General features: G+C 74.9%; 25 protein-coding genes. 10 read left to right on the plus strand and 15 right to left on the minus strand.

The window, feature by feature from the left end; genetic code table 11:
* Positions 1–9: 9 nt before the first annotated feature.
* Both HWY08_RS17655 and HWY08_RS17660 read right to left on the minus strand, forming a co-directional pair.
* Entirely contained in the window at positions 10–480 is a 471-nt protein-coding gene (locus HWY08_RS17655) for a DUF4442 domain-containing protein (RefSeq protein WP_176067665.1), read from the minus strand.
* A 179-nt stretch (positions 481–659) separates the two neighbouring features.
* Complete coding sequence (locus HWY08_RS17660; RefSeq protein ID WP_176067667.1) at positions 660–1,190, minus strand: hypothetical protein; 531 nt, start codon at positions 1,188–1,190, stop codon at positions 660–662.
* Positions 1,191–1,302: 112 nt separating this feature from the next.
* Here HWY08_RS17660 and HWY08_RS17665 point away from each other — a divergent pair, with 112 nt between their 5' ends.
* From HWY08_RS17665 to HWY08_RS17680, 4 genes are all read left to right on the plus strand, one after another.
* The gene (locus HWY08_RS17665) at positions 1,303–2,502 is read left to right on the plus strand and encodes an MFS transporter (protein WP_176067670.1); all 1,200 of its coding nucleotides are present in this window, start codon (positions 1,303–1,305) and stop codon (positions 2,500–2,502) included.
* Positions 2,503–2,648: 146 nt separating this feature from the next.
* Entirely contained in the window at positions 2,649–3,203 is a 555-nt protein-coding gene (locus tag HWY08_RS22210; RefSeq protein WP_371869349.1) for a protease pro-enzyme activation domain-containing protein, read from the plus strand.
* A gap of 73 nt (positions 3,204–3,276) precedes the next feature.
* Positions 3,277–5,340, plus strand: coding sequence for a HAMP domain-containing methyl-accepting chemotaxis protein (locus HWY08_RS17675; RefSeq protein WP_176067673.1), 2,064 nt, complete (start codon positions 3,277–3,279; stop codon positions 5,338–5,340).
* Complete coding sequence (locus tag HWY08_RS17680; RefSeq protein WP_176067675.1) at positions 5,337–6,368, plus strand: ABC transporter substrate-binding protein; 1,032 nt, start codon at positions 5,337–5,339, stop codon at positions 6,366–6,368. Before HWY08_RS17675 ends, HWY08_RS17680 begins: the two co-directional genes overlap by 4 nt.
* Positions 6,369–6,450: 82 nt before the next feature.
* On the opposite strand, the gene HWY08_RS17685 is transcribed toward HWY08_RS17680, so the two are convergent.
* The 3 genes from HWY08_RS17685 to HWY08_RS17700 all read right to left on the minus strand — a co-directional run bounded on the left by HWY08_RS17685 (position 6,451) and on the right by HWY08_RS17700 (position 8,188).
* Positions 6,451–6,759 (minus strand): cupin domain-containing protein, encoded by a 309-nt coding sequence (locus tag HWY08_RS17685; protein ID WP_176067677.1) that lies wholly within the window; start codon positions 6,757–6,759, stop codon positions 6,451–6,453.
* Between the two features lie 42 nt (positions 6,760–6,801).
* Entirely contained in the window at positions 6,802–7,152 is a 351-nt protein-coding gene (locus HWY08_RS17690) for a LysR family substrate-binding domain-containing protein (RefSeq protein WP_176068050.1), read from the minus strand.
* Positions 7,153–7,432: 280 nt separating this feature from the next.
* Complete coding sequence (locus HWY08_RS17700) at positions 7,433–8,188, minus strand: hypothetical protein (protein ID WP_176067679.1); 756 nt, start codon at positions 8,186–8,188, stop codon at positions 7,433–7,435.
* A gap of 144 nt (positions 8,189–8,332) precedes the next feature.
* Here HWY08_RS17700 and HWY08_RS17705 point away from each other — a divergent pair, with 144 nt between their 5' ends.
* The gene (locus HWY08_RS17705; protein WP_176067681.1) at positions 8,333–8,962 is read left to right on the plus strand and encodes a hypothetical protein; all 630 of its coding nucleotides are present in this window, start codon (positions 8,333–8,335) and stop codon (positions 8,960–8,962) included.
* Between the two features lie 15 nt (positions 8,963–8,977).
* Here HWY08_RS17705 and HWY08_RS17710 read toward each other — a convergent pair whose 3' ends face one another.
* Entirely contained in the window at positions 8,978–9,964 is a 987-nt protein-coding gene (locus tag HWY08_RS17710; protein ID WP_176067683.1) for a zf-HC2 domain-containing protein, read from the minus strand.
* Positions 9,961–10,566: an RNA polymerase sigma factor gene (locus tag HWY08_RS17715; protein WP_235969693.1), complete on the minus strand. Its 606-nt coding sequence runs from the start codon at positions 10,564–10,566 to the stop codon at positions 9,961–9,963. The genes HWY08_RS17710 and HWY08_RS17715 overlap by 4 nt, the downstream gene beginning before the upstream one ends.
* A 138-nt stretch (positions 10,567–10,704) precedes the next feature.
* Between HWY08_RS17715 and HWY08_RS17720 the strand changes: the two genes are divergently transcribed.
* Both HWY08_RS17720 and HWY08_RS17725 read left to right on the plus strand, forming a co-directional pair.
* On the plus strand, positions 10,705–11,547 hold the full coding sequence (locus HWY08_RS17720) for a hypothetical protein (RefSeq protein WP_176067687.1): 843 nt from the start codon (positions 10,705–10,707) through the stop codon (positions 11,545–11,547).
* 122 nt (positions 11,548–11,669) lie between these two features.
* Positions 11,670–13,853: an ATP-binding protein gene (locus HWY08_RS17725; RefSeq protein ID WP_176067689.1), complete on the plus strand. Its 2,184-nt coding sequence runs from the start codon at positions 11,670–11,672 to the stop codon at positions 13,851–13,853.
* A gap of 19 nt (positions 13,854–13,872) precedes the next feature.
* Here HWY08_RS17725 and HWY08_RS17730 read toward each other — a convergent pair whose 3' ends face one another.
* The 4 genes from HWY08_RS17730 to HWY08_RS17745 all read right to left on the minus strand — a co-directional run bounded on the left by HWY08_RS17730 (position 13,873) and on the right by HWY08_RS17745 (position 20,458).
* Entirely contained in the window at positions 13,873–16,596 is a 2,724-nt protein-coding gene (locus HWY08_RS17730) for a hybrid sensor histidine kinase/response regulator (protein WP_176067690.1), read from the minus strand.
* Positions 16,596–18,113, minus strand: coding sequence for an ABC transporter substrate-binding protein (locus HWY08_RS17735; RefSeq protein ID WP_176067692.1), 1,518 nt, complete (start codon positions 18,111–18,113; stop codon positions 16,596–16,598). Before HWY08_RS17735 ends, HWY08_RS17730 begins: the two co-directional genes overlap by 1 nt.
* An 87-nt stretch (positions 18,114–18,200) precedes the next feature.
* Complete coding sequence (locus tag HWY08_RS17740) at positions 18,201–19,673, minus strand: glycine betaine ABC transporter substrate-binding protein (RefSeq protein WP_176067694.1); 1,473 nt, start codon at positions 19,671–19,673, stop codon at positions 18,201–18,203.
* Entirely contained in the window at positions 19,670–20,458 is a 789-nt protein-coding gene (locus HWY08_RS17745) for an ATP-binding cassette domain-containing protein (protein WP_371869350.1), read from the minus strand. The genes HWY08_RS17740 and HWY08_RS17745 overlap by 4 nt, the downstream gene beginning before the upstream one ends.
* Positions 20,459–20,579: 121 nt before the next feature.
* Between HWY08_RS17745 and HWY08_RS17750 the strand changes: the two genes are divergently transcribed.
* The gene (locus tag HWY08_RS17750; RefSeq protein WP_176067696.1) at positions 20,580–21,464 is read left to right on the plus strand and encodes a fumarylacetoacetate hydrolase family protein; all 885 of its coding nucleotides are present in this window, start codon (positions 20,580–20,582) and stop codon (positions 21,462–21,464) included.
* Here the strand turns inward: HWY08_RS17750 and HWY08_RS17755 are convergent.
* Both HWY08_RS17755 and HWY08_RS17760 read right to left on the minus strand, forming a co-directional pair.
* Positions 21,461–21,961, minus strand: coding sequence for a GNAT family N-acetyltransferase (locus HWY08_RS17755; RefSeq protein ID WP_176067698.1), 501 nt, complete (start codon positions 21,959–21,961; stop codon positions 21,461–21,463). The two genes, HWY08_RS17750 and HWY08_RS17755, sit on opposite strands and share 4 nt — an antisense overlap.
* A 21-nt stretch (positions 21,962–21,982) precedes the next feature.
* Positions 21,983–22,870 carry a DUF72 domain-containing protein gene (locus tag HWY08_RS17760; protein WP_176067700.1) on the minus strand — a complete coding sequence of 296 codons (888 nt, stop codon included), beginning with the start codon at positions 22,868–22,870 and terminating at the stop codon, positions 21,983–21,985.
* Positions 22,871–22,952: 82 nt separating this feature from the next.
* Between HWY08_RS17760 and HWY08_RS17765 the strand changes: the two genes are divergently transcribed.
* Positions 22,953–23,591: an FABP family protein gene (locus HWY08_RS17765; protein ID WP_176067702.1), complete on the plus strand. Its 639-nt coding sequence runs from the start codon at positions 22,953–22,955 to the stop codon at positions 23,589–23,591.
* An 8-nt stretch (positions 23,592–23,599) separates the two neighbouring features.
* On the opposite strand, the gene HWY08_RS17770 is transcribed toward HWY08_RS17765, so the two are convergent.
* On the minus strand, positions 23,600–24,004 hold the full coding sequence (locus HWY08_RS17770) for a large conductance mechanosensitive channel protein MscL (protein ID WP_176067704.1): 405 nt from the start codon (positions 24,002–24,004) through the stop codon (positions 23,600–23,602).
* 224 nt (positions 24,005–24,228) lie between these two features.
* Between HWY08_RS17770 and HWY08_RS17775 the strand changes: the two genes are divergently transcribed.
* Entirely contained in the window at positions 24,229–24,780 is a 552-nt protein-coding gene (locus HWY08_RS17775) for a DUF6125 family protein (protein ID WP_176067706.1), read from the plus strand.
* Here the strand turns inward: HWY08_RS17775 and HWY08_RS17780 are convergent.
* Complete coding sequence (locus HWY08_RS17780; RefSeq protein WP_176067708.1) at positions 24,777–25,991, minus strand: DUF1015 domain-containing protein; 1,215 nt, start codon at positions 25,989–25,991, stop codon at positions 24,777–24,779. The genes HWY08_RS17775 and HWY08_RS17780 overlap by 4 nt on opposite strands.
* Positions 25,992–26,035: the final 44 nt, after the last annotated feature.

The raw sequence follows: 26,035 nt of genomic DNA on the forward strand, positions 1-26,035 counted from the left end.
ATCGCGACGTCAAGGTCGAGGCGCCGCCCGGGGCCGCACCGAGATCAGCTTCTCGATCTCCGCGACGACCTCTCCCTGCTGGTCGACGATCGCCACGCTGAACGTCGTCTCGACCTTGCCCTGGGCTTCGACGGCGCGGCGGATCTCCACGATGCGCTCGGGCGGGACCTCGAACCGTGCGCGGACGGTGCCCCGGCCCGGACGTCGGAAGCGGATGCTCGCCGCCTTGTCCCAGACCGTGTACCCCGGACCGAGCAGCTCGATGAGGATGAGCATGTAGAAGGGGTCAGCCATGGCGAAGAGCGACCCGCCGAAGTGCGTCCCGACGTAGTTCTGGTTCCAGCGGTGGAGGCGCATCCGCACCTCGATGGCGTGGAAGTCGTCGGCCACGTGCGTCACCCGGACGCCCGCGCCCAGGTACGGCGGGTACAGGTTCACGAGGACCTGGAACCGGAGGCGCCGCCAGCCAGCCATCGCCATGGGATCGGTGCTCCTGCCTGACCGGGGGACTGGCCACGGCCGGCTTCGTGGACGACCTCCGAGTCTACAGCGCTCGCCCGAGCGAGGTGTGGCGCGGGGTGGTCGAGGGTGTGGCGCCGGATGACCGCCCGCGGTCGTGCCCACGCAGGCCCTCTGTCCGCTCGCGGCGCCGCCGGCCGTCAGCCCCCGGGCGGTCGGTTTCGCAGGTGGACGAACACCAAGTACGTGACGGAGTCCCACGTGTTGTGGATCCCGGCGAAGAGCAGGACGAGCGCCCCGCCGCCGCTCGCGAACATGCCCGCCCGCGGGTGGACGACCGCCAGGAGCGCCGCGGCGATGAGCGCGGCGTACGCCAGGGCGGGCAGCGCGACGAAGAAGGTCCAGTCCTCCAGCTCCGGGCGATACGCTCCTTGCCTCCGCATCCGCCGGGCCACGAACGCGACGTACGCGACGCCCAGCGCGCCGGTGATCCCCCACGCGGCCGCCATCGGCGCCATCGCGTGCCAGGGCACCCGCACGAGGAGCGACAGGAGCAACGCGGCGCTGAAGTGGACGATGGTCGGGGAGGAGAAGGCGCCTTGCGCATCGGCGGCGCCGCGCGTGGGCCGGTTCGCGATCAGCGTGATGACGACGAACTGAAGCCCGATCAGCGCGCCGGCGGCGCCGCCGAGGATGACATAGAAGGTGTCCCACTCCGCCAGTTCCTGCATGCGTCCTCTCCGGGGCTCCAGCCCGCCTCACCGCGTCCGGGTCAGGGGCGTAACTGCTCCTCGTCGGAGCGCCACCCCGACCGCGGCCCGGCCCCCGGTATAGTGCTCCCCCATGGACGGCCCCGCCCCGCCCCCTGCCGCGCGCTCGCGATGGGGCGTCGTCCTCGCGCTCGGGACGTCGCAGACGCTCGCGTGGGCCTCGAGCTACTACCTGCCGGCGATCCTCGCGGACCCGATCGCCGCCAGCCTCGGGATCAGGCGCACCTGGGTGTTCGGCGCGTTCTCGATGTCGCTGCTCATCTGCGCTCTGCTCGCGCCGCGCGTCGGCCGGTTCATCGATCGGCGCGGCGGCCGGGGGGTGCTGGCGCTCTCGGCCATCGTGCTGGCGGCCGGCCTGCTCGCGCTGGCCGCGGCGCGGGGACCCGCCATGCTGTTCGCGGCCTGGGCCGTGCTCGGCGCCGGCATGGCGCTCGGCCTCTACGACGCCGCGTTCGCGACGCTGACGACGATCTACGGCGCCGGGGCGCGCGGGCCCATCACCGGAATCACGCTCCTCGCGGGCTTCGCGTCCACCGTGAGCTGGCCGCTGTCCTCGGCGCTCGAGCACGCGATCGGCTGGCGCGCGACCTGCGCCGTCTGGGCCGGGCTGAACCTCGCCCTGAGCCTCCCGCTCCTCCGGGTCGCGCTCCCCGCGCCGGCGCGGCTGGCGCACCTCCGGCGCGCCGCGAGCGCGCGGGTCGGGTGGACTCCGCGCCGGGAGATGCTCCTCCTCGCGTACGCCTTCGCCGCGACGTGGTTCGTCACCGGGGCGATGGTGGCGCACCTCCCGCGGTTGCTCGAGCGCGCCGGCGCCACCACGGCGCAGGCGATCGCCGCGGCCGCGCTGATGGGGCCGGCGCAGGTCGGCGCGAGGGTCGCCGAGTTCCTCGTCCTGCGCCGCGCCCACCCGCTCGCCTCGGCGCGGGTCGCGACGACGCTGCACCCGCTCGGCGCGGCGGCCCTCGGCCTCGCGGGGACGGCGGCGATCGCTCCCTTCGCGATCCTGTACGGAGCCGGGAACGGGCTGCTGACGATCGCCCGCGGCACCGTCCCGCTGGCCGTCTTCGGCGCCGAGGGTTACGGCGAGCGGACCGGCCTGCTCAACGCGCCCGCGCGCGCGGTGCAGGCGCTCGCGCCATTCGCGTTCGGGCTCCTCGTCGAGCCGCTGGGCGTCTCGGCGCTGTACGTCTCCGCCGGGCTCTGCCTCTCTGCCCTCGTGGCGCTCGGGTTCGTGCAGTCCGCGCCCGCGCGGCCGCGAACGTCGGGGGCGTGAGGGCTCGACGCTGAGGCCCCTCGCGCCCCGACCCGGATCGCCTCCCACCCATTCATTCTCGCGCCCTCCGCCGCGTCTTTTCATTGGGCCGCAGCGCCTTCGTCGGCCGTGCGGCGGGTACGCGCCGTGCTCCACCGCCCGGGCGCATGGCGCACCCTCGCATCCTCGGGATCCTCGCAGCCGCCGCGCTCCGTCTCGCTCCCGGCGGCGCCGCTCGAGCGGCTCCGCCGCGGACGGGGTCCGGCTCTCCGGCCGACGAGGTCGTGGCGTGGCTGGGCGCGAGCGGCTTCCGCGTCGAGTCGCGGACCGGCACGCGCGTCTCGTTGAGCGGGACGGCGGGGCAGGTCGCCGCCGCCTTCCGCACCGAGCTGCGCCGGTACGAGCAGGCCGGGCAGCTGCGGATGGCCAACGCGACCGAGCTCGACCTCCGGAAGCGGCGCCACCTCGTCGGGCCGCGCTCCAGGGTCGCGCCTCCAAACCACCAGGCGGACCCAGAGTCGACCGAGCCCCAATGGCGTGCGGCGTCCTACCTGCCGCACCCGGTGCCGCGCCGCGCCGCACCGCCCATCCCCCAACGCGCGCTACAAGCCTGCATGCTTCCTGGTGCCGCAGCGTGTCGAGGGGCGACCGCCTCCGAGCCCGCGCGACCAGTCGCGACGTCGGCCGACCCATCGGTGCGGCTGATGCACTCGCGCAGCTGACGGGGCGAGGCCGCGTATCGGTCTCGAGCGTCACATCGCTGGAACGGTCGCACCACCTGCGAGAGGACGATTCATGTTCCGAGTCAAGACCCGGACCAAGCTCCTCGTAGCCTTCGCCCTCGTGGCGCTCGGCTCGGTCGTCGTCGGGGCGTTCGCGCTGTCCTCCAGTGGCCAGCTGGTCGACGCCAACGCCAAGGTCACGAAGCAGGTGCTGCCCTCGTTGCGCGGCCTGGGCCAGCTCGACGAGGGCATCACGGCGATGCGGTACCACACCACCAAGGCCATCGCCGGGACGCTGCAGGGGGATCAGCAGAAGCTGGAGGCCTCCTGGGCGCAGTTCGAGGAGGTCCGGAAGCACGTCGAGGAGGGGATGGCGATCTACGCGGGGTTGCCGAGGTCCCCGGAGGAGGACGCGCTGTGGAGCAAGATCGTCCCGGGCTATCAGGCCTTCCTCGCCGAGTCCGCCAAGATCTGGGAGGCCATCCGCGCGGGCGAGGGCGTCAAGGCGGACGGGATGCAGAACAGCGGGCACGCGAGGTTGCAGGCCGAGCTCGTCGGGCCCATCGCCGGGCTCGTGGCGCTCGATGGCTCGCTCGCCGCCAGCGTCAACGAGAGCAGCGACGCGACCGCGCGCGCGACCCGGCGCCTCCTCCTGGCGGTCATCGCCGCCACCCTCCTCGCCGGAGTCGGGTTCGGGACCTATCTCGCACTCTCCGTCAGCCGGCCGCTCGAGTTCCTGGTGCTCGAATCGCGACGCCTGCGCGACGCGGTGGAGCAGGGTCGGCTCGGGACGCGAGGCGACGTCGGCCAGGTGAGCGAGGAGTTCCGCCCGATCGTCGAGGGCATCAACGCGACCATGGACGCGTTCGTGACGCCCATCCGGATCACGGCCGAGTACATCGCCCGCATCTCCAAGGGGGACGTGCCCCCCAAGATCACGGACGAGTACCGAGGTGACTTCAGCGCCATCAAGGACAACCTGAACACCTGCGTGGACGCGGTGAAGGCGCTCGTCAGCGACGCCGACGCGCTGGTGACGGCCGCCCTCGCGGGCCAGCTCCGGACCCGGGCGGACGAGTCGAGGCACCACGGTGACTTCCGGAAGATCATCGAAGGCGTGAACGCCACGCTGGACGCGGTGATCAGGCCGATCGACGAGGCGGCGCAGGTGCTCGATCGGCTCGCCCAGCGCGACCTCCGGGCGCGCGCCGTCGGCGAGTACCAGGGCGACCACGCGCGCATCAAGGTCGCGCTCAACGCGACGGCGGAGGCGCTGCACGCGTCGCTGGCGCAGGTGGCGCAGGCGGCGAGCCAGGTGTCCGCCGCCGCCGGGCAGATCGCGTCGTCGAGCCAGGCCGTGGCGAGCGGCGCCTCCGAGCAGGCGTCCGCGATCGAGGAGACCTCCTCGAGTCTCGAGTCGATGTCCACCATGACCAGGCTGTCGGCCGAGAACGCGTCGCAGGCGGATGGGCTCGCTCAGAAGGCGAAGTCCGCCGCGACCGAGGGGACCGCGGCCCTGACGCAGATGACCGGCGCCATGGCGAAGATCAAGGCCTCGGCGGAGGGCACCTCGCAGATCATCAAGGACATCAACGAGATCGCCTTTCAGACCAACCTGCTCGCGCTCAACGCCGCGGTGGAGGCGGCGCGCGCCGGCGAGGCCGGCCGCGGCTTCGCGGTCGTGGCCGAGGAGGTTCGCTCGCTCGCGCTGCGCTCGAAGGAGGCGGCGACGCGGACCGAGGGCCTCATCCGCCAGTCGGTGCGGGAGGCGATCGAGGGCGAGACGACCGCGCGGCACGTGGGCGAGACGCTCGCGGTCATCGGCGGCACGGTGTCGAAGGTGACCGACATCGTGGTGGAGATCGCGGCGTCGGTGAAGGAGCAGGCGGCCGGCATCGAGCAGGTGAACAGGGCCGTCGCGCAGATGGGGCACGTCACGCAGCAGAACGCGGCCAGCTCCGAGGAGTCGTCCTCCGCTGCGGCCGAGCTGAGCGGCCACGCCCAGCAGCTCTCGGCGATGATCGGGAGCTTCCGCCTCGAGGGCGAGGCCGATGACGGGCCGGTGACGGGCCGGCGACGCCCACGATCTCGTAGTTCCTCGAAGAACGCAGGGCTGACCCAGGGAGACCCATCATGACGTGTCGTTCGAGAACCCTCGCCGCTGCTTGCCTGTCGCTCACCCTCCTTGCGGCCGGCACCACGGCGCGCGCCGCCGAACCGGTCAAGGTTCGCCTCACCCTCGACTGGAAGTTCGAGGGGCCCGCCGCGCTGTTCCTGCTCGCCAGCCGAGCGGGCTACTTCGCGGCCGAGGGACTGGACGTGACGATCGACCCTGGCAACGGCTCGGCCGGAGCGGTCAACCGCGTGGCCAGCGGCGCGTACGACCTCGGCGTCGCCGACCTGAACGCGCTCATCGACTACGACGTCAAGAACCCCGGGCAGGCGATGAAGGGGGTCTACATGGTCTACAACCATGCGCCCTACGCCATCATCGCCCTCAAGAAGTCCGGGATCGCGAAGCCCGCCGACCTCGCCGGCCGCAAGCTCGGAGCGCCGGGCTTCGACGCCGCGCGCAAGACCTGGCCGGCGTTCGCCCAGCACGCGAAGGTCCCCAAGGACGGCGTCAGCTGGATCAGCATGGACGCGCCGCTCCGCGAGCCGATGCTGGTCAAGGGCCAGGTCGACGCGATCTCCGGGTTCGCCTTCACCAGCCTGCTCAACCTGGGGCACGCCGGCGTCCCCGCCAGCGAGCTCGTGGTGTTCAACTACTCCGACTTCGGCGTCAAGCTGTACGGGAACGCGGTCATCGTCAGCCCCAGGTTCGCCGCCGCCCACCCGGAGCAGGTGAAGGCCTTCCTCCGGGCGCTGAACCGGTCGATCAAGGCGGTCGTCGCCGATCCGGCCGCGGGCATCAAGGCCGTCAAGGCGGCCGATCCCTCGCTCGACGAGGAGCTCGAGCAGAAGCGCCTCGGGATCGCGCTGAAGCAGAGCGTCCTCACCCCCGACGTGCGGGCCGACGGCCTGGGAGCGGTCCGCGAGGCGCGGCTCAAGGCGGCGATCGACGAGGTCGTCTCCTCCTTCGGTCTCGCCGCGACGCCCAAGACCTCGGACATCTTCGACGCGGCGTTCTTGCCCGCGAAGCCCGAGCGCCTCGCCGGGCACTAGGGTCCTGAGGTCCACCGACGGGGGGCCAGCGCCACGTGGCGCTGGCTCCTCGCCTCGTGATCTCGGTACGCCCCCAGCTCACTCACTCGACCTCTTTGAAGTCGTAAGCCCCTCCGGCCTGGATCAGCAGGTATCGCAGCGGCCTGTCCGTCGTGTTCACGACGCGGTGCACCCGCCCTGGCGCGATGTCCTGCCGCTCGCCGGGCGCCAGCGCGACGACGCCGCCGGGATCGCGCAGGCCGACCTCGAGGCCGGGCTCCAGGCAGAACACGTGGTCGGTGACCGCGGTGTGGAAGTGCCAGGGCGTGCCCTGGTGCGGCCCCAGGGTGTTCACCCGCACCTGGACCGACTCGGTCCGGGCGAGCCACTCGACGTCGGCGAAGTCCGGCATGGCTGACCCCTATCCTCCTGGCCCGTCCGCGGCGCGTCCCGCTCAGGCCTGCTTCGCGAACCTCGGCAGCCCGCCGCGCAGGGTCTCGAGCAGCTCGTCGCGGAGCGGGTCGCGGACGTCCTTCGCCCAGGCGGCGGCGAGGGGCAGCCGGTTCTTCCGGCCGGCGTCCTCGAGCATCACGTAGCGCACGCCCTGGGTCATCATCCGCGAGGTCCAGCGGGGCACGATGGCGAGGCCGATCCCGGCCGCCACCAGGTTCACGATGGTGTGCTTCTCCTCGGCCACCTGCGCGACGCGGGCGGTGAGCCCGGCCTCGGCGAAGAGCTTCATCGTCAGGTCGTGGCTGTGGGGTCGGGACCGCCGCTCGGGGACGATGAACGGCTCGCCGGCCAGCTCCTCACCCGCGCCGGGGTCACCCGGATCATGCGCTTCGCCTTCGCGCTCGCCCGCTCACGGCCGCGGAAGCTCCTGACGGTGGTGACCAAGTCGAACGCGCAGCGCCACGGGGGACGCCTCCCTCCACACGCCCGATCTCGGAGGGAAGGCGAACACGCGGCAGGTCACCGAGGCGGTGAAGGCCGCGCTGCGCGCCGAGGCGCGCTAGCCCAAGTCAAAGGGCCCTGGAGCGCTCGGCCCTCCGCGCGCTCCGGGGCCCTTCCGCCAGCCGCCCGCGCTAGTAGCCCGGGGTCCTGCCGCCCCCCTGCGAAGGCGTCTGCTCCGGCGGCGGCTGCGAGGTGCCGGAGGACCCGCTGCTGCTCGAGCCCGTACCGGTGCTCCCGCTGCTCCCGGTGCTCGAGTCTCCCGTCGCTCCTGCCTTGCTCACGCTGATGGTGACGGCCGTCGGCCCGTTCACCGAAGGCTCGTAGGCCACGCGAGCTTGCTGGCCTTCCTGGATCTGGTCCGCCGTGCTGGTCCGGCCGTGGATCTTCACCTGCGTCGAGTCGTTGATCCGGATCCGCATCGCCTGCCCGCTGGGAGGCTGCACGACCACCTCGTCCGGCCTGACCTGGGTGACGAGCCCCGCCGCCACCTGCTGCCCCTTGGAGACGTCCTGGGTCTGCTGGGACAGCGCGCTCGCGGCCCGCTGCTGCTGCTGCTGCGCCTGCTGCGTCGCCTGCTTGCTCTCCTGGTTCGCCTGGAGCTGGAGCTGCTCGGCCTTCGCCTGCTCCTGCCGCGCCGTCTCCTGGTCCTGGCGCAGCTTCTCCTGGTCGTTGCGGACGCGCGCCTGCGCCTCGGCGGACTTCTGCGACTGCTCCGTCGCGGCCTTCTGCGACTCCGCCGCCCGCTTCAGGGCCTGCTCGGAGGCCTGCTGAGAGGACGCGACCTCTCGCGTCGTGGGGTTGGGGCTCTCGCTCGCTTGTTTCGACGTGCTCGCGCAGGCTCCGATGGCGAGCAGCCCTGCGCAGGGCAGTACGTATCTGACGTTCATGGTCGTTCTCCCGTGCCTGAAAGGTGATGCACGAGGCGCCGAAGCTGCAACGGCGACGCCGTTGTCCTTCATCAAGAGCTCGGTCGCACCGCTCGTGTACGGTGCGCGCACGATGGCCTCCGGGGCCGCGGGAGGAGGAGCTCCATGCGCTGGAACGGACAGGTGAAGAGCCTCGCGAGAACCGTCGGAGCCGTCGCCCTCGTCCTCGCCGCGGGCGCGCATCGCCTCGCGCGGGCGGACGAGCTCGCGGCGTCCGTGCCCGCGGGCGGGCTGCCCCCTTCCCCCGCGATCGTCGACGCCGGCCCGGGGGACTCCCAGCGAATCCTCGGGCTCACGCTCCAGGCCGGCCCGTTCGCCGGCTTCGGCGCCGGGCTGCAGGTCGGCACGCCGGACGTCGGCGTGCGCGCCGCGGTGGGCTGGACGCCGCTCCTGCTCGTCAGCACCGGCTCCTCGGACCTCCACTTCTACAGCACGCTCCAGGTGTCCCCGGATCTCTACGTCCGCCTCCTGAGCCTCCGGACGACGACGCACCTCGGCGCTCAGATGGGCTACCGCTACAGCTCGGCGCTGGGCCACGGGCTCGCCGTCGGCGGCTACCTGCAGTTCGCGCTCTACCGCGCGGTCGACGGCCTCGTCACCGGGGGCCTCCTCCTCTATCCCGACGGGGAAGCGCACCTGCGAAGCGCTGAGCACCTGTCGAGCAGCACCGGATTCTCGTTCCCCGGCCCGAACGCGAGCCTCGGCATCAGCCTCGGCCTCGCGTTCTTCCCCTGAGCGCGCCCCCCCAGGTCACCACGCGCAGCGCGACAGCGCGTCCGCGGCGGGGGCCCGGGACGGCAGGGCGCCGGAGGGCCGCACCGCCCGCAGCGCGCCCGCGCCGTCGTACCAGCCCACTTCCACGGCTCCGTCTTCGAAACGGACGGTCAGCTTCACCACCCGCTCGCCGTCGAGCAGCGCCACCCGCTCCAGCGTTCTCCCATCGCAGGTGAGCCGCCGCCTCTCCTCACGGAGCTCGCCAGCCGCGGCGCGGCGCTCGACGTCTTCGGCGACCGCCGGCGACGCGCCAGCGGCGTGGGCCTCGACCTCGGCCTCCGCCGGTGCAGCGCGGCGCGCGGCCTCCGGGGCGCGCAGCGCCGCCGCGCGCTCCGGCGCGGCGGCGAAGGCCGGCACGGGGGGGCGCGCGGCCGGAGCCGGTGCCGCAGCAGGCGCGGCGCCGCGCTCCGCCCTGGCGAGATCCTGCTGGGAAGCCCTCGGCCGCGCGGCGGCCGCGGGGCCCGGCAGCCGCTTCGCAGCCGGCGGCCGCGCAGCGGCCGGCCCCGGCGCGAGGCTCGGCGCCGGCGCGGGACCGGGCACGGGCGCGGGCGGCCCCGGGGCGACGCGCGGAGCGACGTCCTCCATCGGCACCAGGTCGCCCTGCTCGGGAATCGCATCGCCGCCCGGCCAGGCCGGACGCTGGCCGCTCCACCGCAGCGTCACCCCCACCGCCAGCGCGACCACCGCCACGGAAGCCGCGAGGGCATAGGCGCGCGCTCGCGCCGGCCGCCCGACCGGCGCGACCGCGCGGCGCGCCGCCGCCACGAGCTCGGCCCGGCCGCGCGCCGGGACGGGCTCGGGGGCGAGCCGGGCGGCCAGCCGCCGCGCCGCGAGCAGCTCCGCCAGCTCGGCGGCGCAGCGCGGGCACCCGGCGGCGTGCAGCTCCACCTCGCGCGCCTCGCCGGGCGTGAGCTCGCCGTACGCCACGTCGAGCAGGAGCGGCTGGGCCTGGTCGTGGTTCACGGCGCCGTGCCCTCCAGCGCCGGCTCGCCCCCCGCGGTGACGCCCATCGCGGCCAGCGTCCGCCGGAGCCCCTCCAGCGCGTAGCGCATCCGGCTCTTCACGGTCGGCACGGGGGCCCCCGTGATCTCGGCGATCTCGGCGAAGCCGACCCCTTCGTACTCCCGCAGCAGGAACACCTCCCGCTGCTCCGCCGGGAGCTCGGCGATCGCCCGCTCCAGCGCCGGCTGCAGGAGCAGGTCGAGCGCGGCTTCCTCCGGCGACCGCCCGGGCGCGGGGAGGTCCGCGAAGGATCGGTCCCCGCGGGCGTCGTCGAGGGAGGCGTGGCGGCGGTGCGTCATGCGACGGGCCTCGTCGGCGGCGAGGTTCCGCGCCACCGCGTAGAGCCAGGTCCTGAACCTCGCGCGCTCCTCCCAGCGCGGCGCCGCTCCGAGGAAGCGCATCCAGCACTCCTGCGTGAGGTCCTCCGCCCGCGCGCGGTCGCGGACGAACCGGGCGAGGAACCGGTACACGCCGGCGCGGTGCCGGTCCACCAGCGCCTCGAACGCCGCGACGTCGCCTCGCTGATAACGCAGCACGAGCGCCTCGTCGGTGTCCTGTGGCACCTGTCGTCCCGGTCCTTCCCCGCTGGTCCTGGAACGCGCCAGCGCGGAGGAGGATCTACGCCATCTTAGCTCGGCCCTGCGCGGGGCGGCAGATCCGCCGGCGGGCCCGTGCGTTCGAGCGAGGAGGAGGAACCACGCATGCATCCCATGACCGTCGCCGCCGCGCTCGCCGCGCTCACCTGGCTCACCCCCACCGCCGGCCTGGCGCGCGCGCCCGCCGCGCGCTCCGGGCCCTTCCGGCTGGAGGTCCTCGACGCCGGCGGACGCCCGCTGCCGGCGTTCTCCCAGGGCGGCCGGACCTACGTCCTCGGCGCGCTCGGCGAGCGCTACCTGCTCCGGGTGCGCAACGGCGGGCCTCGCCGCGTGGAGGCGGTGGTCTCGGTGGACGGCCGCGACGTCGTCGACGGCGGCCCCGCCGGCTGGGAGAAGCGCGGGTACCTCATCGACGCCGGCGCCGAGGTCACGCTCGACGGGTTCCGCCTGTCGCGGGCGACCGTGGCCGCCTTCCGGTTCAGCAGCGTGCCGCGTTCCTATGCCGCGCTCATGGGCGATGCGCGCGACGTGGGCGTCATCGGCGTGGCCGTGTTCATCGAGCGCGAGCGCCCGCCGCGGCTGGCTCGACCGCTGCGGGAGCTGGAGTCGCGCCCCGGGCTGGCGCCGGCCCCCCGCGGCGCCGGGAGCGACGCAGGAGCCTCCGCAGCCCCCGGCGAGCGGAGCGCGCGCCGGCCCGGGCTCGGCACGGCCTTCGGAGAGGAGCGCGACTCGCCCGTGCAGCTCGTCGCGTTCGAGCGCGCCTCGTCGCGTCCCGCGACCATGCTCTCCGTGCGCTACGACGATCGCGTGGGGCTCCTCGCGGCCGGGGTCGAGCTCGACGGCCGTTGGACCCGGCGCGAGGAGGCGCGGCTGCGCGAGGAGGCCGAGCCGTTCCGCCGCAGCGGCGGCTTCGCCCAGCCGCCGCCGGGCTGGAGCTCCGAGCGGTAGCCCTTGGATCCCCGACACGCTCGCGCTCGCCCGGCCGCTCGCGCCCAGTGCGCGCCCCGACGATGCCACGTGCTACCTTTGAGGTGCGGCGCCGCGCTGGGCGGCCCGCGGCCGGGGGGCCCATGGCGCACCAGGGAGAGCGAGCCACGCTGCAGGTGCCCGGGCCGCCCGAGGCTGCTCCCGTGCTGCGGCGCGACGCCGAGGCGCTCCTCCGGCTCGTCGTCGAGAGCACGCCGGGCGCCATCGCCATCTTCGACCGTCACATGCGCTACCTCGCGGTCAGCCGCCGCTGGCAGGAGGCGTACCGGCTCCGCGGCGAGGACGTGCTCGGCCGCTCCCACTACGAGGTGTTCCCCGAGCTCCCGGAGCGCTGGAAGGAGGTCCATCGCCGCTGCCTGGCGGGCGCCGTCGAGTCGTGCGACGAGGACCCCTTCGTGCGTGCCGACGGCCGGCTCGACTGGGTCAAGTGGGAGATCCGCCCCTGGTACGACGCCGCCGGCGAGATCGGCGGCCTCGTGCTGCTGAGCGAGGTGGTGACGGGGCGGAAGCTGGCCGAAGAGGCGCTCCGCCGCAAGCACCGCGCGCTCCTCATGCTGACGCGCTGCACCGAGGCGATGCTCCGCGCCGAGACCGAGGAGGCGCTGTACGCCGAGGTCTGTCGCGTCATCGTGGAGACCGGCGGCTACCCGATGTGCTGGGTGGGCGCTCCCCAGGAGGACGAGCGCAGGTCCGTCGTCCCCGTCGCCAGCGCGGGCGACGCGGGCGACTACCTGGCCACCGTCGACGTGGTGTGGGCCGACGTCGAGCGCGGCCGCGGGCCCACCGGCACGGCGCTGCGGACCCTGCGGCCGGTGGTCGGGGTCGACTTCGTCGCCGACCCGGCCCTCGCGCCCTGGCGCGAGTCGGCCCTGCGCCACGGGCTCCGCTGCTCGTCGGCCCTGCCGCTCGTCTGGGAGGGCGAGCGGCTGGGGGTCCTCACGATGTACTCGGGGGAGGCGCGCGCCTTCGACGAGGCGGAGATCCAGTTCCTCTCCCAGCTCGCCGACGACCTCGCCTACGGCGTGCACGCGCTCCAGGAACGGGCGCGGCGCGTCGAGGCCGAGCGGCAGCGCGCGGAGGCGCTGGAGCAGCTCGCCGCCGAGAAGGAGCGGCTCCGCCAGTCCCAGAAGCTCGAGAGCGTCGGGCGGCTGGCGGGCGGCGTCGCGCACGACTTCAACAACCTCCTCACCGTCATCCTGAGCTGCAGCGAGGCGCTCCGGCGCGACCTCTCCCACGGCCAGCCGCCCGATCCGGAGGACGTGGCCGAGATCCACGCCGCGGGCGAGCGGGCGCGCGACCTCACCCGCCAGCTGCTCACCTTCGCGCGCAAGCAGGTCATCGCCCCCGCGCCGCTCGACCTCAACGCGGTGGTGCGCGGCAGCGAGCGGCTGCTGCGGCGCGTCCTCGGCGAGCAGGTCGAGCTGCACGTGGCGCTCGAGCCGGCGCCGTGGACGGTCCTCTGCGACGCGGCGCAGATGGAGCAGGTGATCCTGAACCTGGCGGTGAACGCCCGCGACGCGATGCCGGACGGCGGCCAGCTCTCCCTCGCGACCGCGAACGTCACCGTCGCGCCGGGAGGCGGGGCCGGCGAGCCCGCCCTGGCGCCCGGCGAGTGGGTCCGCCTCTCCGTGCGCGACGCCGGGCACGGGATGACCGCCGAGGTGAAGGCGCACCTGTTCGAGCCCTTCTTCACCACCAAGCGGCAGGGCCAGGGGACGGGGCTCGGGCTCGCCACGGTCTACGGCATCGTGGAGCAGAGCGGCGGCGCGATCCGCGTCGAGAGCGAGCCCGGGCTCGGTACCACCTTCGAGCTCTGGTTTCCGCGCGCGCGCGCCGCCGCCGCCGCCGCCGCGCCGGCGGCTGCTCCGGCGGCCTCGCCGGGCGCGGCGGGGGTGCGCGGCTCCGAGACGATCCTGGTGGTGGAGGACGACGCGCAGGTGCGCGAGGTCACGGCGCGGGCGCTGCGCGCGGGCGGCTACCGGGTGCTGGTCGAGGGCAGCGCCGGGGCCGCGCTCGAGGCCGCGGCGCGGGCGCAGGGCCGGATCGACCTGGTCGTCACCGACGTCGTCATGCCCGACGTCGACGGCCGCGCGCTGGCCGAGGCGCTGCGCGCCCACCACGGCGTGCGGCGCGTCCTCTTCGTGTCGGGCTACACCCGCGAGCTCATCGACCACGGGTGCGTGCTCGACCGCGGGATCGAGTTCTTGCCCAAGCCGTTCACCGCGGCCACGCTCCTCGGGCGAGTCCGGAGCCTGCTGGACGCCTGAGCCGGCGGCCGGGCGGGCGTCAGGCGCCGGCGAGGGCCTGGTGCAGCGCCTCCGCGAGCTGCTCGGCGGTGTAGGGCTTCGCGACCACGCCGCGGAAGCCGTGCCGGCGGTAGTCGCTCATCACCGGATCGCTCGAGTAACCGCTCGACACCACCGCGCGGACGCCCGGGTCGAGCGCGAGGAGCTGCCGGAGCGTCTCCTGGCCGCCGAGCCCGCCGGGGAGCGTGAGATCCATCACCACCGCCGCGAAGCGCTCGCCCGACCGGAGCGCGCTCGTGTAGAGCCTGAGCGCCTCCGCGCCGTCGCCGGCGGCCGCCGGCTCGTAGCCGAGGTGGCGCAGCATCCGCAGCGCGATCCGCCGCACCGACTCCTCGTCGTCCACCACCAGCACCCGCCCGCGGCCCTGGCGCGGCGAGCCCGGCGCGGGCCCCGCCGGGGCGGCCCCCGACGCCGCCGGCACGAAGACGTGGAAGGTCGCCCCGGCGCCCGGCGCCGACTCCGCCGTGACGTGCCCCCCGTGCCGCTTCACGATCGAGTAGACCGTCGCCAGCCCGAGGCCGGTGCCGCTGGCCTTGGTCGTGAAGTAGGGATCGAAGATCTTGCCGAGGTGCTCCGGAGGGACGCCCACGCCCGTGTCGCGGACGGTGAACTCGACGTAGCGCCCGGGCTCGAGGGGCGGGCGCGCCCCGGCCGCGACGTCCAGCTCGGCCGCGCCGATCGCGACCGTGCCGCCGCCCGGCATGGCCTGCACGGCGTTGAGGATGAGGTTGTGGACCACCTGGTCCATCTGGCCGGGATCCACCTCCACCGCCGGGAGGTCCGGCGGCAGCGCGAGCTCGCACCGCACGCTCGAGCCGTGCAGCACGAAGCGCGCCGAGGTCTCGATGATCTCCGCGATCGAGGCGGACTGCTTCACCGGCGCGCCGCCCCGCGAGAACGTGAGCAGCTGCTTCGACAGCGCGGCCGCGCGCATCGCGGCGGCCTCGATCTCGTCCACCTCCTCGCGGAAGCGGGTCGGGGCTCCGTCGAGCTTCATGACGGAGACGTTGCCGACGATGGCGGCCAGGATGTTGTTGAGGTCGTGGGCGATGCCGCCCGCCAGCAGCCCGAGCGACTCGAGCTTCTCCATCTTGGCGAGCTCCGCCTCCAGCTTCTGCTTCTCGGTGACGTCGCGGAAGACGAGCACCGCGCCGATCACGCCCCCGGCCTGGTCGCGGATGGGCGCCGCGCTGTCCGCCACCGCGCGCCGCGTGCCGTCGCGGGCCAGCAGGACCGCGCGATCGGGCAGCGCGGCGCTCCCTCCGTGCCGGACGATCCGGGCGACGAGGCTGCCCGCCGCGGGGTCGTGCGCCCCCTCCACGCGGAAGATCTCGTCGATGGGGCGCCCTCGCGCCTCGTCCTGCCGCCAGCCGGTGAGCTGCTCCGCCGCGGCGTTGACGAGCACGACCCGGCCCTCCACGTCGGTCGTGATGACCCCGTCGCCGATGCTGCGGAGGGTGACCGCGAGCCGCTCCGTCTCGGCCGCGAGCGCCTCCTCGCGGGCGCGGATGCGGGCGGTCATGTCGTCGAAGGTGGCCGCCAGCCTCCCGATCTCGTCGCGCGTCCGCACCTCGGCCCGCGCCGCGAGATCGCCCGCGGCCACCCGCCGCGCCGCGGCGGTGAGCCGCGCGATGGGGCCCGCCAGCCGGGAGGCGGACATCATCGCGAACAGGGCCGCCGCCAGCGCGAGCGGGAGGGCGAAGGTCAGGGAGCGCCGCGTCTGCTCGCGCACCGGCTCGAGGAACGCCTCCTCGGGCTGGAAGGCCGCGATGCGCCAGGGTCGCGTCGCCAGCAGCACGACGGCGCCGGCGCTCCGCCCGCCGCCCGCCTTCGCGGTGAAGTGGAGCTCGGGCCCGGCCGCCTCATCCAGCTCGGGCACCAGCGGGAGCGCCGCCTCCGAGCGCTCCGCCAGCGCGCGCGGGAGCCTGTGCTCCGCCGCCAGCGCGGCCACGCGCGCCGGCGGCAGCGGCGTGGCGAGGCGATAGGCGAGCTCGGTCGTGTCGCCGTGCGCGAGCCGCAGGCCGTTCTCGTCCACCAGCATCGCGAACGATCCGGGCCCGAGCGTCCCGCTCGCCCGGGCGACGAGGCGCTGCAGGACCGTCGCGCTGAAGCGCAGCCGGAGGACGCCGACCGGCTGCGCGGCGCGGTTCTCGACCGGGGCGCTGAAGTCGAGGTAGGCCGCGTCGCCCTCCGTGAACACGACCGAGGAGGCGTAGGCGAGCCCCGTCTCCAGCGCGCCGCGGAACGACTCCCCGCCGGACGGCGCTCCGGCCGGCGCGTCGCCGGCCGGGTCGGCCGAGTCGGCCACCACCCGGCCGCGCAGATCGAGGAGCGCGCAGGAGGCGATGAAGGTCCGGTCGCGGTGGGTGAGCGAAGCGAGGACCCGCAGGACCTGATCGCGCGCGGCGCCCTGCCGGCGCTCCGGGGGCGCCGTCAGGTACTCGACGAGGTCGGGCAGCCTCGCCTCGGTGGCGACCACGCCGAGGTTCGACGACACGAACGCGTCCAGGCCGATGGCGGTCTGGGACGCGGACGCGTGGAGCGAGCGGTACGCGGAGGCGGTCACCGCGCTCTCCAGCGCGCGCAGGTCGAGGTCCACGACCAGCGCGAGCGGGGCCAGCGTCACCACCAGGAAGCCGAGCAGCAGCCGGACGCGGATGGACGCGAGCCAGGGGCCGGCCAGCGCCTCGGCGCTCCCCCGCATCAGCGCGCCTCCGCGACGGCGCGCTCGGTGAGCCGCGCCAGGCGGGCGAGGGTCGCCCGGATGCTCTGCTGCCGCGTCACCATCTTCCCGAGCTCGATGGAGTAGTCGAAGCTCAGGGTCGCCCAGCCGGGGAAGTGCGGCTCCGTGCCCATGCGCCGCTCGATGGCGTCGCGCGTGACCTCGAAGTGCCGGGTGGTCCCGACGCCGACGACCGCCTTCTCGCGCACGCGCGGGTCCTCGTAGTTGCTCCGGCGGATGGGGCTTCCCCCGCCGCCCAGCACGCAGGCGCGCGCGGTCACGTCGCGGCTGGTGGCCCACTGCAGGAAGATCCAGGCCGCCTCCGGGTGGCGGCTGTAGCGCGACACCGCGAGGCAGCTCCCACCCTGGTGGCTGACGCCAGGGGTCTCTCCGAAGCTGCAGTCGGCGGCCGGCCGGAGCGCGAGCTCGCGCGGGCAGGGGGCGGCCTCGGCGAGCCCGACGATCTTCGACCAGCGCGGGTCGTCGAGCTTCGAGAACTGCTCGCTCCAGGAGATGTAGAGCCCGGCCCCCCCCTCCGCGAAGGAGGCGGCCTCCTCATCCCACCCCCAGCTCGTCACGCCGGGCGGCATGTACCTCCCGAGCTCCAGCATGTACGCCATGGCCGCCTCGGCGCGCTCGTCGGCGATGGCGGGCCGGCCGTCCCGTCCGAGGATCGACCCGCCGTGGCCCCACAGCCACGCCGTCATGTTGCACTCGAGCGCGATCATCTCGGGGGTCCACTGCGCGGTGGTGCCGTAGACGCGCGGGGCCCGGGCGCGGTGGACGGCGCGCACGGTCTCGAGGTACCCCGCCATCGTCGTCGGCACCGGGAGCCCGAGCTCCCCGAGCACGTCGCGCCGGTACATCATGATGAAGATGGGGATGTCGTACGGGATGCCCATGAGCCGGCCCCGGTACGTCGCCACCCCGTCGACCAGGGTCGGGAGGATGTCGTCGAACCGGTAGTCCGGATAGGCGAGGTCCGTCCGCGCGAGCAGCGCGCGGTGGTCGAGCGTGTCGTCCACGAACCGCCCGAGCCAGCCCTGGTCCAGGTAGAAGACGTCGTGCGTGCCCGCCCGTCGGGCGGTGTCCGCGCTGATGGTGGCGAGCGCGCGGTAGAGCGGGAGCTGCTCCCACACGACGTGGATCCCGGTGAGCTGCTCGAACTCCTCCTTCATGATCTCGCGCGTGGCGACCGAGGGCGGGGTGTCCTCGGTGACGACGCGCAAAGTCGTCCCCGCGAAGGAGCGCCCCACCTCGGTGAGGAACTGGCGCTGCGCCCCGGGCTCCAGCGCCGAGCCGGCGCCGGCGGTGGCGCGGACCGCGCCGGCATCCGGGGCGGTGCCGGTCCGGGAGCGGCAGGCGAACGGGCTCGCGGCTCCGAACGCGAACCCCGCCCTGGCGCACAGCGTCAGGAACTGGCGGCGGCCCATCCTGCCGCGCTCGACCTCGCGCGCGGCCTCCGCCACCGCCAGACGTGCGCGCCCGTCGTCGTTCATGCGGTCCCAGGAGCCTCGCGGGTGAACGGCTTACCGGTGAACCTGGGCGAAGCTACCACGCAGCGACGGGCGCGCCCCTGACGGCCATCACCCCGGGCGGCGGAGCCCCGGCGAGACGACCAGCCGCTCGACGAGGCCGAAGCCGGCCTCCACCGCGAGCGCGAGCAGCGCGGCCGGCACGGCGCCCTCCAGGATGAGCGGCACCGAGTCGAGCCGCAGGCCGGTCAGGATGGGCTGACCGTAGCCGCCCGCGCCGATGAGCGCGCCCAGGGTCGCCGTCCCCACCGCGATCACCGCCGAGGTCTTCACGCCGGCCAGGATCGCCGGGAGGGCGAGCGGCAGCTCCACGCGACCCAGCCTCGCCCGCCGCGGCAGCCCGAGCGCCTCGGCCGACTCGCGCAGCTCCGGCGGGATACCCACGAGGCCCGCGTGCGTGTTCCGGACGATGGGGAGCAGCCCGTACAGGAACAGCGCCGCCACCGCGGGGCGCGCCCCGATGCCGAGGAGCGGGATCATGAACACGAGCAGCGCCAGGGAGGGGATGGTCTGCACGAGCCCGACCGCCCCCAGCACGAGCCGCCCCAGCCGGCGGCGGCGCGCGGCCGCCACGCCGAGCGGGACGGCGACCACCACCGCGGCGGCGAGCGACACCCCCACCAGCGTGAGGTGCTCGCCGGTCCGCCGCGCCACCCGCCGGGTGAGGCCGTCCCGCGGGGGCGCCCACGCGGCGCCGAGCGCCTCTCGCAGGAAGCTCGCCGCCACCGCCTCCGAGGGGACGCCCTCGAGCTGGACGCGCCCGTCGAGCCGCCGCATCAGCTCCAGCGGGAGCCGGCCCTCCAGCCGGCGCAGCGCGGCGACCGCGGCCGGCGCCCGCGCCTCGAGGTCGGCCCGGTAGAGGTACACCGCCTCGTACCGCGGGAACGCGTGCCGGTCGTCGGCGAGCAGGACCAGGTCGCGCTGCTCGAGCTCCGGGTCGGTGGTGTAGGCGTCGGTGGCGTCGATCTGGCCGGCGGCCAGCGCGCGGTAGGCCACGTCGTGGTCGAGGCCGCGCACGGCGCGCTGCGGCAGCGCGTAGCGGTCGCGCAGCGCCGGCCAGCCGTCGCCGCGGTCGAGGAACTCGTTGGTGAAGGCGAGGCGCAGCTCGGGGTGGCGGGCCAGGTCGGAGACCGAGCGCAGGCCGAGCGCGGCCGCCCGGTCGCGGCGCACGGCGATGGCGTAGCTGTCCTCGAACCCGAGCGAGCGCGTGAGCTCCACCCCGCGCGCCGCCAGCGCCCGCCGCAGCGCCGCCTCGTCCACCGGGCCGGGCAGCCCGAGCAGCTCCCGCCAGGCGGTGCCGGTGTACTCGGGGTAGAGGTCGACGTCGCCGCGCTGCAGCGCCGACCAGAGGATGCGCGTGCCGCCGAGCGCGCTGCGGTGGACGGCGGCCACGCCGCTCGCGGCGAGGAGCCCGGTCGCGACGTCGCCCAGCAGCACGGACTCGGTGAACTTCTTGGAGCCGACGCGCACGGTCGGCGGCGCGGCCAGGAGCGCCAGCGCCACGAGGAGGGCGCCGGCGCTCACCGCGGCTCCGGCAGCGAGAGCCCGCGCTGGGCGCGCAGGAAGCGGATGACGAACGGGTCGGCCGGCGCGGCCAGCAGCTCGGGCAGCGCGCCCTCCTGCAGCACGCGGCCATCCCGCATCAGCACGAGGTGACGGGCGAAGAAGACCGCCTCGGCGAGGTCGTGGGTGACGAGCAGCACGGTCTTGCGCAGCCCCGCGAAGACGCCCTCCAGGTCGCCCTGCAGGTCGGCGCGGGTGAGCGGGTCGAGCGCGCCGAGCGGCTCGTCGAGGAGCAGCACCGCCGGGTCGAGCATGAGCGCGCGCATGAGCCCGACCCGCTGCGCCTGGCCGCCGGAGAGCTGCCCGGGGTACCGCGCCAGGGCGTCGTCGTCGAGCCGCGCCAGCCCGGCCAGCTCGCGCACCCGCGCGGCGACGCGCTCGCGCGGCCAGCCGAGGTGGCGCGCCACCAGGGCGGCGTTGTCGCGGGCGGTGAGGTGCGGGAAGAGCCCGCCTCCCTGCACCACGTACCCGATGCGGCGGCGCAGCGCGTCGTCTGCCGGCCCGATGGGCCGCCCCTGGAAGAGGACCTCGCCGCCGTCGGGCCGCGCGAGCCCCAGGAGCATCCGCAGCAGCGTCGACTTGCCGGCGCCGCTCGGCCCCACCAGCGCCACCGTCGTCCCCTCCCCCACCGCCAGCGAGACCGGGCCGACGGTGACGCCCTCGCGGTGGCGCTTCCACGCGGCGCGCAGCTCCAGCGCCGGCGCGACGCCCCCCGCGCCCCGGTCCCCGTCCGCCGCTCGCTCCACGCGCGCCCCTCCGCCCGGCGATCTCACCGGGCCGGGGGGCGCGCGCAACGCGACGGCGGGTGCACCACGCCCGGCGGCACGCTATCGTGGCGCCCGCGCAGCGGCGCCGCCAGGAGGATCGATGAAGCTCGCCACCTTCCGCCAGGACGGGCCACCCCGGGTCGGCGTGGTCGATCCCTCCGGCGGCCGGATCTGGCCGGCCGACGAGCTCGCCGGCGAGCCCGTGGGGGACATGCTGCAGCTCATCCGCGCCTGGCCGCGGCTGCGCGAGCGGCTCGCCCCGCGCGGGCCGGGGCTCGACCTCGCGCGCGTCGCGCTGGAGGCGCCCATCCCGCGGCCACCGCGCAACGTGCTCTGCGTCGGCAAGAACTACCGCGCCCACGCGCACGAGTTCACGCGCAGCGGCTACGACTCGAGCGCCAAGGGCGCGGCCGACGCGGTGCCCACCGCGCCCGTGATCTTCACCAAGGCGCCCGAGACGGTGATCGGCCCCGGCCGGCCCATCCCCTACCCCGAGGGCGTGAGCGAGCAGGTGGACTACGAGGCGGAGCTGGCGGTGGTGGTCGGCGCCGGCGGGCGCGGCCTCCGGCGCGAGGACGCCCTCGGCCACGTCTTCGGCTACACCATCGTGGACGACGTCACCGCGCGCGACCTGCAGGCGCGGCACAAGCAGTGGTTCCTGGGGAAGTCGCTCGACGGGTTCTGCCCGATGGGCCCCTGGATCGTCACCGCCGACGAGCTCGACCCGGCCGCCGGGGTCGAGGTCCGCTGCTGGGTGAACGGCGAGCTGCGCCAGGAGGGGAACACCCGCGACCTCGTGTTCGACGTCCCCACCCTGCTCGCCACGATCTCGGCCGGCCTCACCCTGCAGCCCGGCGACGTGCTCGCCACCGGCACGCCGGCCGGGGTGGGCGTCGGCTTCGACCCGCCGCGCTTCCTGCGCCGCGGCGACCGGGTGCGGATAGCGATCGCCGGGATCGGGGTGCTGGAGAACGAGGTCGGCTAGGGCGCGCGCGGGGCGGGCGCGCCGCCGGCCGCCAGCTGCTCGAGCTCGGGGCCCGAGACGCGCATCGTGATCCACTCGCCGAGCCGCTTCGCCCCGAGCGCCTCGTAGAACTCGAGCGCCGGGGTGTTCCAGTCGAGCACCTGCCACTGGAAGCGGCCGCACCCCTCGGCCACCGCCAGCCGCGCCAGGTGCACGAGCAGCGCCTTGCCGAGCCCGCGGCCGCGGAACGCGGGGCGGACGAAGAGGTCCTCCAGGTACAGCCCGGGCCGGCCCTGCCAGGTGGAGTAGTTGAAGAACCAGAAGGCGAAGCCGGCCACCTGGCCGTCCCACTCCGCCAGCTCGACGAAGAAGCGCGGGGCGCCGGAGAAGCCGTCGCGCAGCAGGTCCTCGGCGGTGGCGGTGGCCTGGTGGGGCTCGCGCTCGTACTCGGCGAGGTCGCGGATGAGGGCGAGGATCTCGGGCACGTCGGCGGCCACGGCGCGGCGGAGGCGGAGCATCCGGCCATGGTACCAGCCCCGCTACAGCAGCGTGGGCTGCGCGGGCGGCGGCGGCGCCGCGAACGGCGCCAGCGGCTCGCGGTAGCGGGCCGCCAGCTCGGGCGGCACCTCGACCGGGCGCCCCTCCACCAGCGAGGCCAGCATGGCGGCGTTCGCGACCGCCTGGCCGCGGAAGTGGTTGTTCGTCACCACGTAGACGTCCTCGACGCCGGGCGCCTCGGCCAGCGCGCGCGTCCGCTCCGCCCAGGGCCGCAGCTCCTCGGCCGAGTAGAGGTAGTCGTAGCGCGCGTCGCGGCCGGCGCCCTCGCGGAACCAGTCCTGGTAGTTGCGGCCGTGCACGCGGACGTAGCCCACCGCCGCCGTCGCCACCGCGCTCGGCCGCAGGGAGCTGCGGAAGAGCGGCTGGTCGACGTTGACGAAGCCCACCCCGCGCTCGGCCAGCTCGGCGTAGGTCTCGGGGACGTTCCAGGAGGCGTGGCGCACCTCCACCACCAGCGGCAGCCCCGCCAGCGCGCGGGCGAGGTCGCGCAGCCACTCCAGCGCCGCTGCGTCGCGCCGGAAGGACCAGGGGAACTGCGCCAGCACCGCGCCGAGCCGCCGCTCCGCCGCCAGCGCGTCGAGGGCGGCGCGCGCCTGGCGCACCTCCTCGGCCCCGTAGGCCTCGCGCTCGTGGGTGAGCCGCTGCCACAGCTTGGCGGTGAACCGGAAGCGCGGGCGGTCCACCACGCGCTCGCACCAGGCGCGCGCCACCTCCGGGCGCTGCGGACGGTAGAAGGTGGAGTTCACCTCGACCGCGTCGAAGAACCGGGCGAGGTGCGCGAGCGGGTCGAAGCCGCGCGGCGCCGGCTTCGGGTAGACTATGCCCTTCCAGTCGGGGTAGTCCCAGCCCGCGGGGCCGAAGCGGATCACGCGGGTGAGTTAGGCGCCGGGGGGACGGCCCGCAACCTCACCGGGGCGGCCCGGGCCATCGCCCCGCGCCTATACTGACGGCATGAGCTCGCCCGACCGCGACATCTTCACCGAGCCCGAGATGGATCCGGTGACCCTCCGCCACCTCGGCCCGCTCGCGGCGCTGGCGGGGGTCTGGGAGGGCGCCGGCCTCGACACGCACCCCGTCCGCGAGGGCAGCGCCGACGACGCTTACCTGGAGCGGATGGAGCTCCAGCCCATCGACCCTCAGCCCAACGGCCCCCAGCTGCTCTACGGGCTCCGCTACCACCTCCACATCCGGAAGCCAGGGGAGGCGGTCACGTTCCACGACCAAGTCGGCTACTGGTTGTGGGAGCCGGCCACGAACACCGTCATGCAGTCGCTCACCATCCCCCGCGGACAGGTCGCACTGGCGGGCGGGCGGGCCGAGCCTGACGCGCGGCGCTTCACCGTCCGCGCCGAACTCGGCTCGCGCACGTTCGGCATCTGCTCCGGCCCCTTCCTCGACGAGGCGTTCCGGACGCTGGCGTACACGGCGACGCTCGCCGTGAACGACGACGGGACGCTCACCTACGAGCTCGACACCGTGCTGCAGGTCGCCGGAAGGGCCGAGCCGTTCCACCACACCGACCGCAACACGCTGCGGAAGGTGGCCGAGCCGTCGCCCAACCCGGCCGCGCGCGTGGCCGCGGAGGGCTGACGCGCCCTTCAGCGCGCGAGGGCCGTCGGCCCGCCCGCGACCGGCTGCGCGCAGGCGCGGCAACGCGTCGCCGCCGCGGGCAGCACCTCGAGGCACTGCGGGCAGGTCTGCGTCGGGGCCGGCGCAGGCTTCGCCTCGCGCAGGAACGCCTTCACGATCGCGAACACGACCGCCGCCACGATGACGAAGTCGAGCAGCCGCCCGGCGAAGTCGCCCACCAGGAACGGCCCCAGCTTCACCTGCCGCCAGTCGCCGCCCGGGGAGACGAGCCCGACGATGGGCATGATGAAGTCGTCCACCAGGCCCGACACGATCCGCCCGAACGCGGCGCCGATCACGACGCCGACCGCGAGGGCGAGGGCGTTCTGCTTGAGGAGGAAGTCGCGGAACTCCCCGGCGAGGTTTTTCACCATGAGCGCGTTCTAGACACGCCGGGCGAGCGCACGCCAGGCCCCGGCTCGGGTGAGACCCCATCGCCTCCGGGCCGTCGCACCCGCAAAGGGGGGAGGCGACGGCTCAGGGCCCCGGCGAGGAGGCGGAACTGCTTCGCCGTCGGCCGTTCGCGTGCGACCCTCTCCGTCGAATGGCCGGCTCTCACCCTCGCCCGGCCCGCCACTGACCACCCGACGGAGCGACCATGACCAAGGCCACCAGCCCGGATGACCGCGCCGAGCTCCTGCGAGCGCTCGACAAGGAGGAGCTCGTCCGGATCGTCCTCGACGACGCGAAGAACTGGCTCGCGCACGACGGGCTGTGGTTCCAGGCGGTCGAGGCCGCCCACGGGATGGAGGCCGCGATCGCGGCCGACCGGGCCGCGTGGGAGCGGTTCACGGTGGTCGAGGCGAGGCGGATCATGGACCGCCTGGGGATGCAGCCCGGCGGCGGCATCCCCGCGCTGCTGGAGTGCCTGAAGCACCGCCTGTACGCGCGGCTCAACACGCAGGAGGTGATCGAGGCCACCGCCGAGCGGGCCGTGTTCGCCATGCGCGACTGCCGGGTCCAGTCGGCGCGGAAGAGGAAGGGGCTCCCCGACTTCCCCTGCAAGAGCGTCGGGCTCGTGGAGTACGCCGAGTTTGCGAAGACCGTGGACGCGCGGATCCGCACGCGCTGCCTCGCGTGTCCGCCCGACGCTCACGCCGACGACGTGTGGTGCGCCTGGGAGTTCACCCTCCCGGGCGAAGCGCCCTAGAACGGGTGCGCGAACAGCCCCGAGCGCAGCTTGGGCTCGAACCAGGTGCTCTTCGGCGGCATGAGCAGGCCCGCGTCCGAGACCGCCATGAGCTGCTCGATGCGGGTCGGGAAGAGGTGCAGCGCGAGCGACCAGCCCTCGGCGGCGACCCGCTTCTCGAGCTCCTTCGCCCCGCGGATGCCGCCCACGAAGTCCACGTTCGTGTCGCGCCGCGGGTCGGTGATGCCGAAGATGGGCCCCAGGATCTGGTCCTGGGCGATGGAGCAGTCGAGCGACGCCACCGGGTCCCGGGCGTCGTAGGTGCCGGGGCGGACGCGCGCCCGCCACCACCGGCCGCCGCAGTAGACGCCGAAGGAGAGCGGGCCGTCCGGCTCGGGCCGCGGCGCCGGCTCGAGGTCCAGGCGCTCGCGCAGCGCGGCGAGCAGCGCCTCGGGGGTGCGGCCCTGCGGATCGCGCGCCAGCCGGTTGTAGGCCAGGATCTGCATCTGGTCGTGGGGGAACACCACCGCCAGGAAGCCGTCGTGCTCGCCCGGCTGGCCCACCCGCTGCGCGTGGACCCGCGCCGCGGCGGCCGAGCGGTGGTGCCCGTCGGCCACGTAGAGCACCGGCACCTTGCGGAAGGCCGCCTCGAGCCGCGCCCCCGCCTCGGGCGGCGCCACCCACAGCCGGTGCTCGACCCCGTCCGGCGTCACGAGGTCGTACTCCGGCGCGCCGCGCTTCACCGCCTCCACCTCGCGGTCGATCTCCTGCCGCGCCAGGTAGGTGAGGAACACCGGCTCGTCGTGCGCGCCGAGGACGTCGATGTGGCGGGTGCGGTCGTCCTCCTTGTCGGCGCGCGTCTTCTCGTGCTTCTTGATGACGTCGGCGACGTACTCCTCGACCGAGGCGCAGGCGACGAGGCCCGTCTGCCGGTGCGTGCCCATCTTCTGCGCGTAGACGTAGAGGCGCGGCTCGCGCTCCTGCCGCAGCACCCCGCGCGCGACGAGCTCGTCGAGGTTCCGCCGCGCCTGCGCGTACACCTCGGGGGCGTGCTCGTCGGTGCCGGGGGGCAGGTCGATCTCGGGGCGCGACACCCGGAGGAAGCTGTCGGCGTTGCCGCGCGCCAGCTCGCGCGCCTCGGCCGTGCTCACCACGTCGTACGGTGGCGAGGCGACGCGGACGGCGTTCTCGGGGGTCGGGCGCAGCGCGCGGAAGGGGCGGAGGATGGCCATCTCGGCTCCGGGCTCGGGGGAGCGGATCTCTTAGCACCGGCGGC

The organism is Anaeromyxobacter diazotrophicus, from assembly GCF_013340205.1.
GTDB lineage: Bacteria > Myxococcota > Myxococcia > Myxococcales > Anaeromyxobacteraceae > Anaeromyxobacter_A > Anaeromyxobacter_A diazotrophicus.

Bases quoted from the DNA above. Each gene is read 5' to 3' on its own strand.
- HWY08_RS17655 (WP_176067665.1), bottom strand. From the start codon at position 480: ATGGCGATGGCTGGCTGGCGGCGCCTCCGGTTCCAGGTCCTCGTGAAC.
- HWY08_RS17660 (WP_176067667.1), bottom strand. From the start codon at position 1,190: ATGCAGGAACTGGCGGAGTGGGACACCTTCTATGTCATCCTCGGCGGC.
- HWY08_RS17665 (WP_176067670.1), top strand. From the start codon at position 1,303: ATGGACGGCCCCGCCCCGCCCCCTGCCGCGCGCTCGCGATGGGGCGTC.
- HWY08_RS22210 (WP_371869349.1), top strand. From the start codon at position 2,649: ATGGCGCACCCTCGCATCCTCGGGATCCTCGCAGCCGCCGCGCTCCGT.
- HWY08_RS17675 (WP_176067673.1), top strand. From the start codon at position 3,277: ATGTTCCGAGTCAAGACCCGGACCAAGCTCCTCGTAGCCTTCGCCCTC.
- HWY08_RS17680 (WP_176067675.1), top strand. From the start codon at position 5,337: ATGACGTGTCGTTCGAGAACCCTCGCCGCTGCTTGCCTGTCGCTCACC.
- HWY08_RS17685 (WP_176067677.1), bottom strand. From the start codon at position 6,759: ATGCCGGACTTCGCCGACGTCGAGTGGCTCGCCCGGACCGAGTCGGTC.
- HWY08_RS17700 (WP_176067679.1), bottom strand. From the start codon at position 8,188: ATGAACGTCAGATACGTACTGCCCTGCGCAGGGCTGCTCGCCATCGGA.
- HWY08_RS17705 (WP_176067681.1), top strand. From the start codon at position 8,333: ATGCGCTGGAACGGACAGGTGAAGAGCCTCGCGAGAACCGTCGGAGCC.
- HWY08_RS17720 (WP_176067687.1), top strand. From the start codon at position 10,705: ATGCATCCCATGACCGTCGCCGCCGCGCTCGCCGCGCTCACCTGGCTC.
- HWY08_RS17725 (WP_176067689.1), top strand. From the start codon at position 11,670: ATGGCGCACCAGGGAGAGCGAGCCACGCTGCAGGTGCCCGGGCCGCCC.
- HWY08_RS17730 (WP_176067690.1), bottom strand. From the start codon at position 16,596: ATGCGGGGGAGCGCCGAGGCGCTGGCCGGCCCCTGGCTCGCGTCCATC.
- HWY08_RS17735 (WP_176067692.1), bottom strand. From the start codon at position 18,113: ATGAACGACGACGGGCGCGCACGTCTGGCGGTGGCGGAGGCCGCGCGC.
- HWY08_RS17750 (WP_176067696.1), top strand. From the start codon at position 20,580: ATGAAGCTCGCCACCTTCCGCCAGGACGGGCCACCCCGGGTCGGCGTG.
- HWY08_RS17755 (WP_176067698.1), bottom strand. From the start codon at position 21,961: ATGCTCCGCCTCCGCCGCGCCGTGGCCGCCGACGTGCCCGAGATCCTC.
- HWY08_RS17765 (WP_176067702.1), top strand. From the start codon at position 22,953: ATGAGCTCGCCCGACCGCGACATCTTCACCGAGCCCGAGATGGATCCG.
- HWY08_RS17770 (WP_176067704.1), bottom strand. From the start codon at position 24,004: ATGGTGAAAAACCTCGCCGGGGAGTTCCGCGACTTCCTCCTCAAGCAG.
- HWY08_RS17775 (WP_176067706.1), top strand. From the start codon at position 24,229: ATGACCAAGGCCACCAGCCCGGATGACCGCGCCGAGCTCCTGCGAGCG.
- HWY08_RS17780 (WP_176067708.1), bottom strand. From the start codon at position 25,991: ATGGCCATCCTCCGCCCCTTCCGCGCGCTGCGCCCGACCCCCGAGAAC.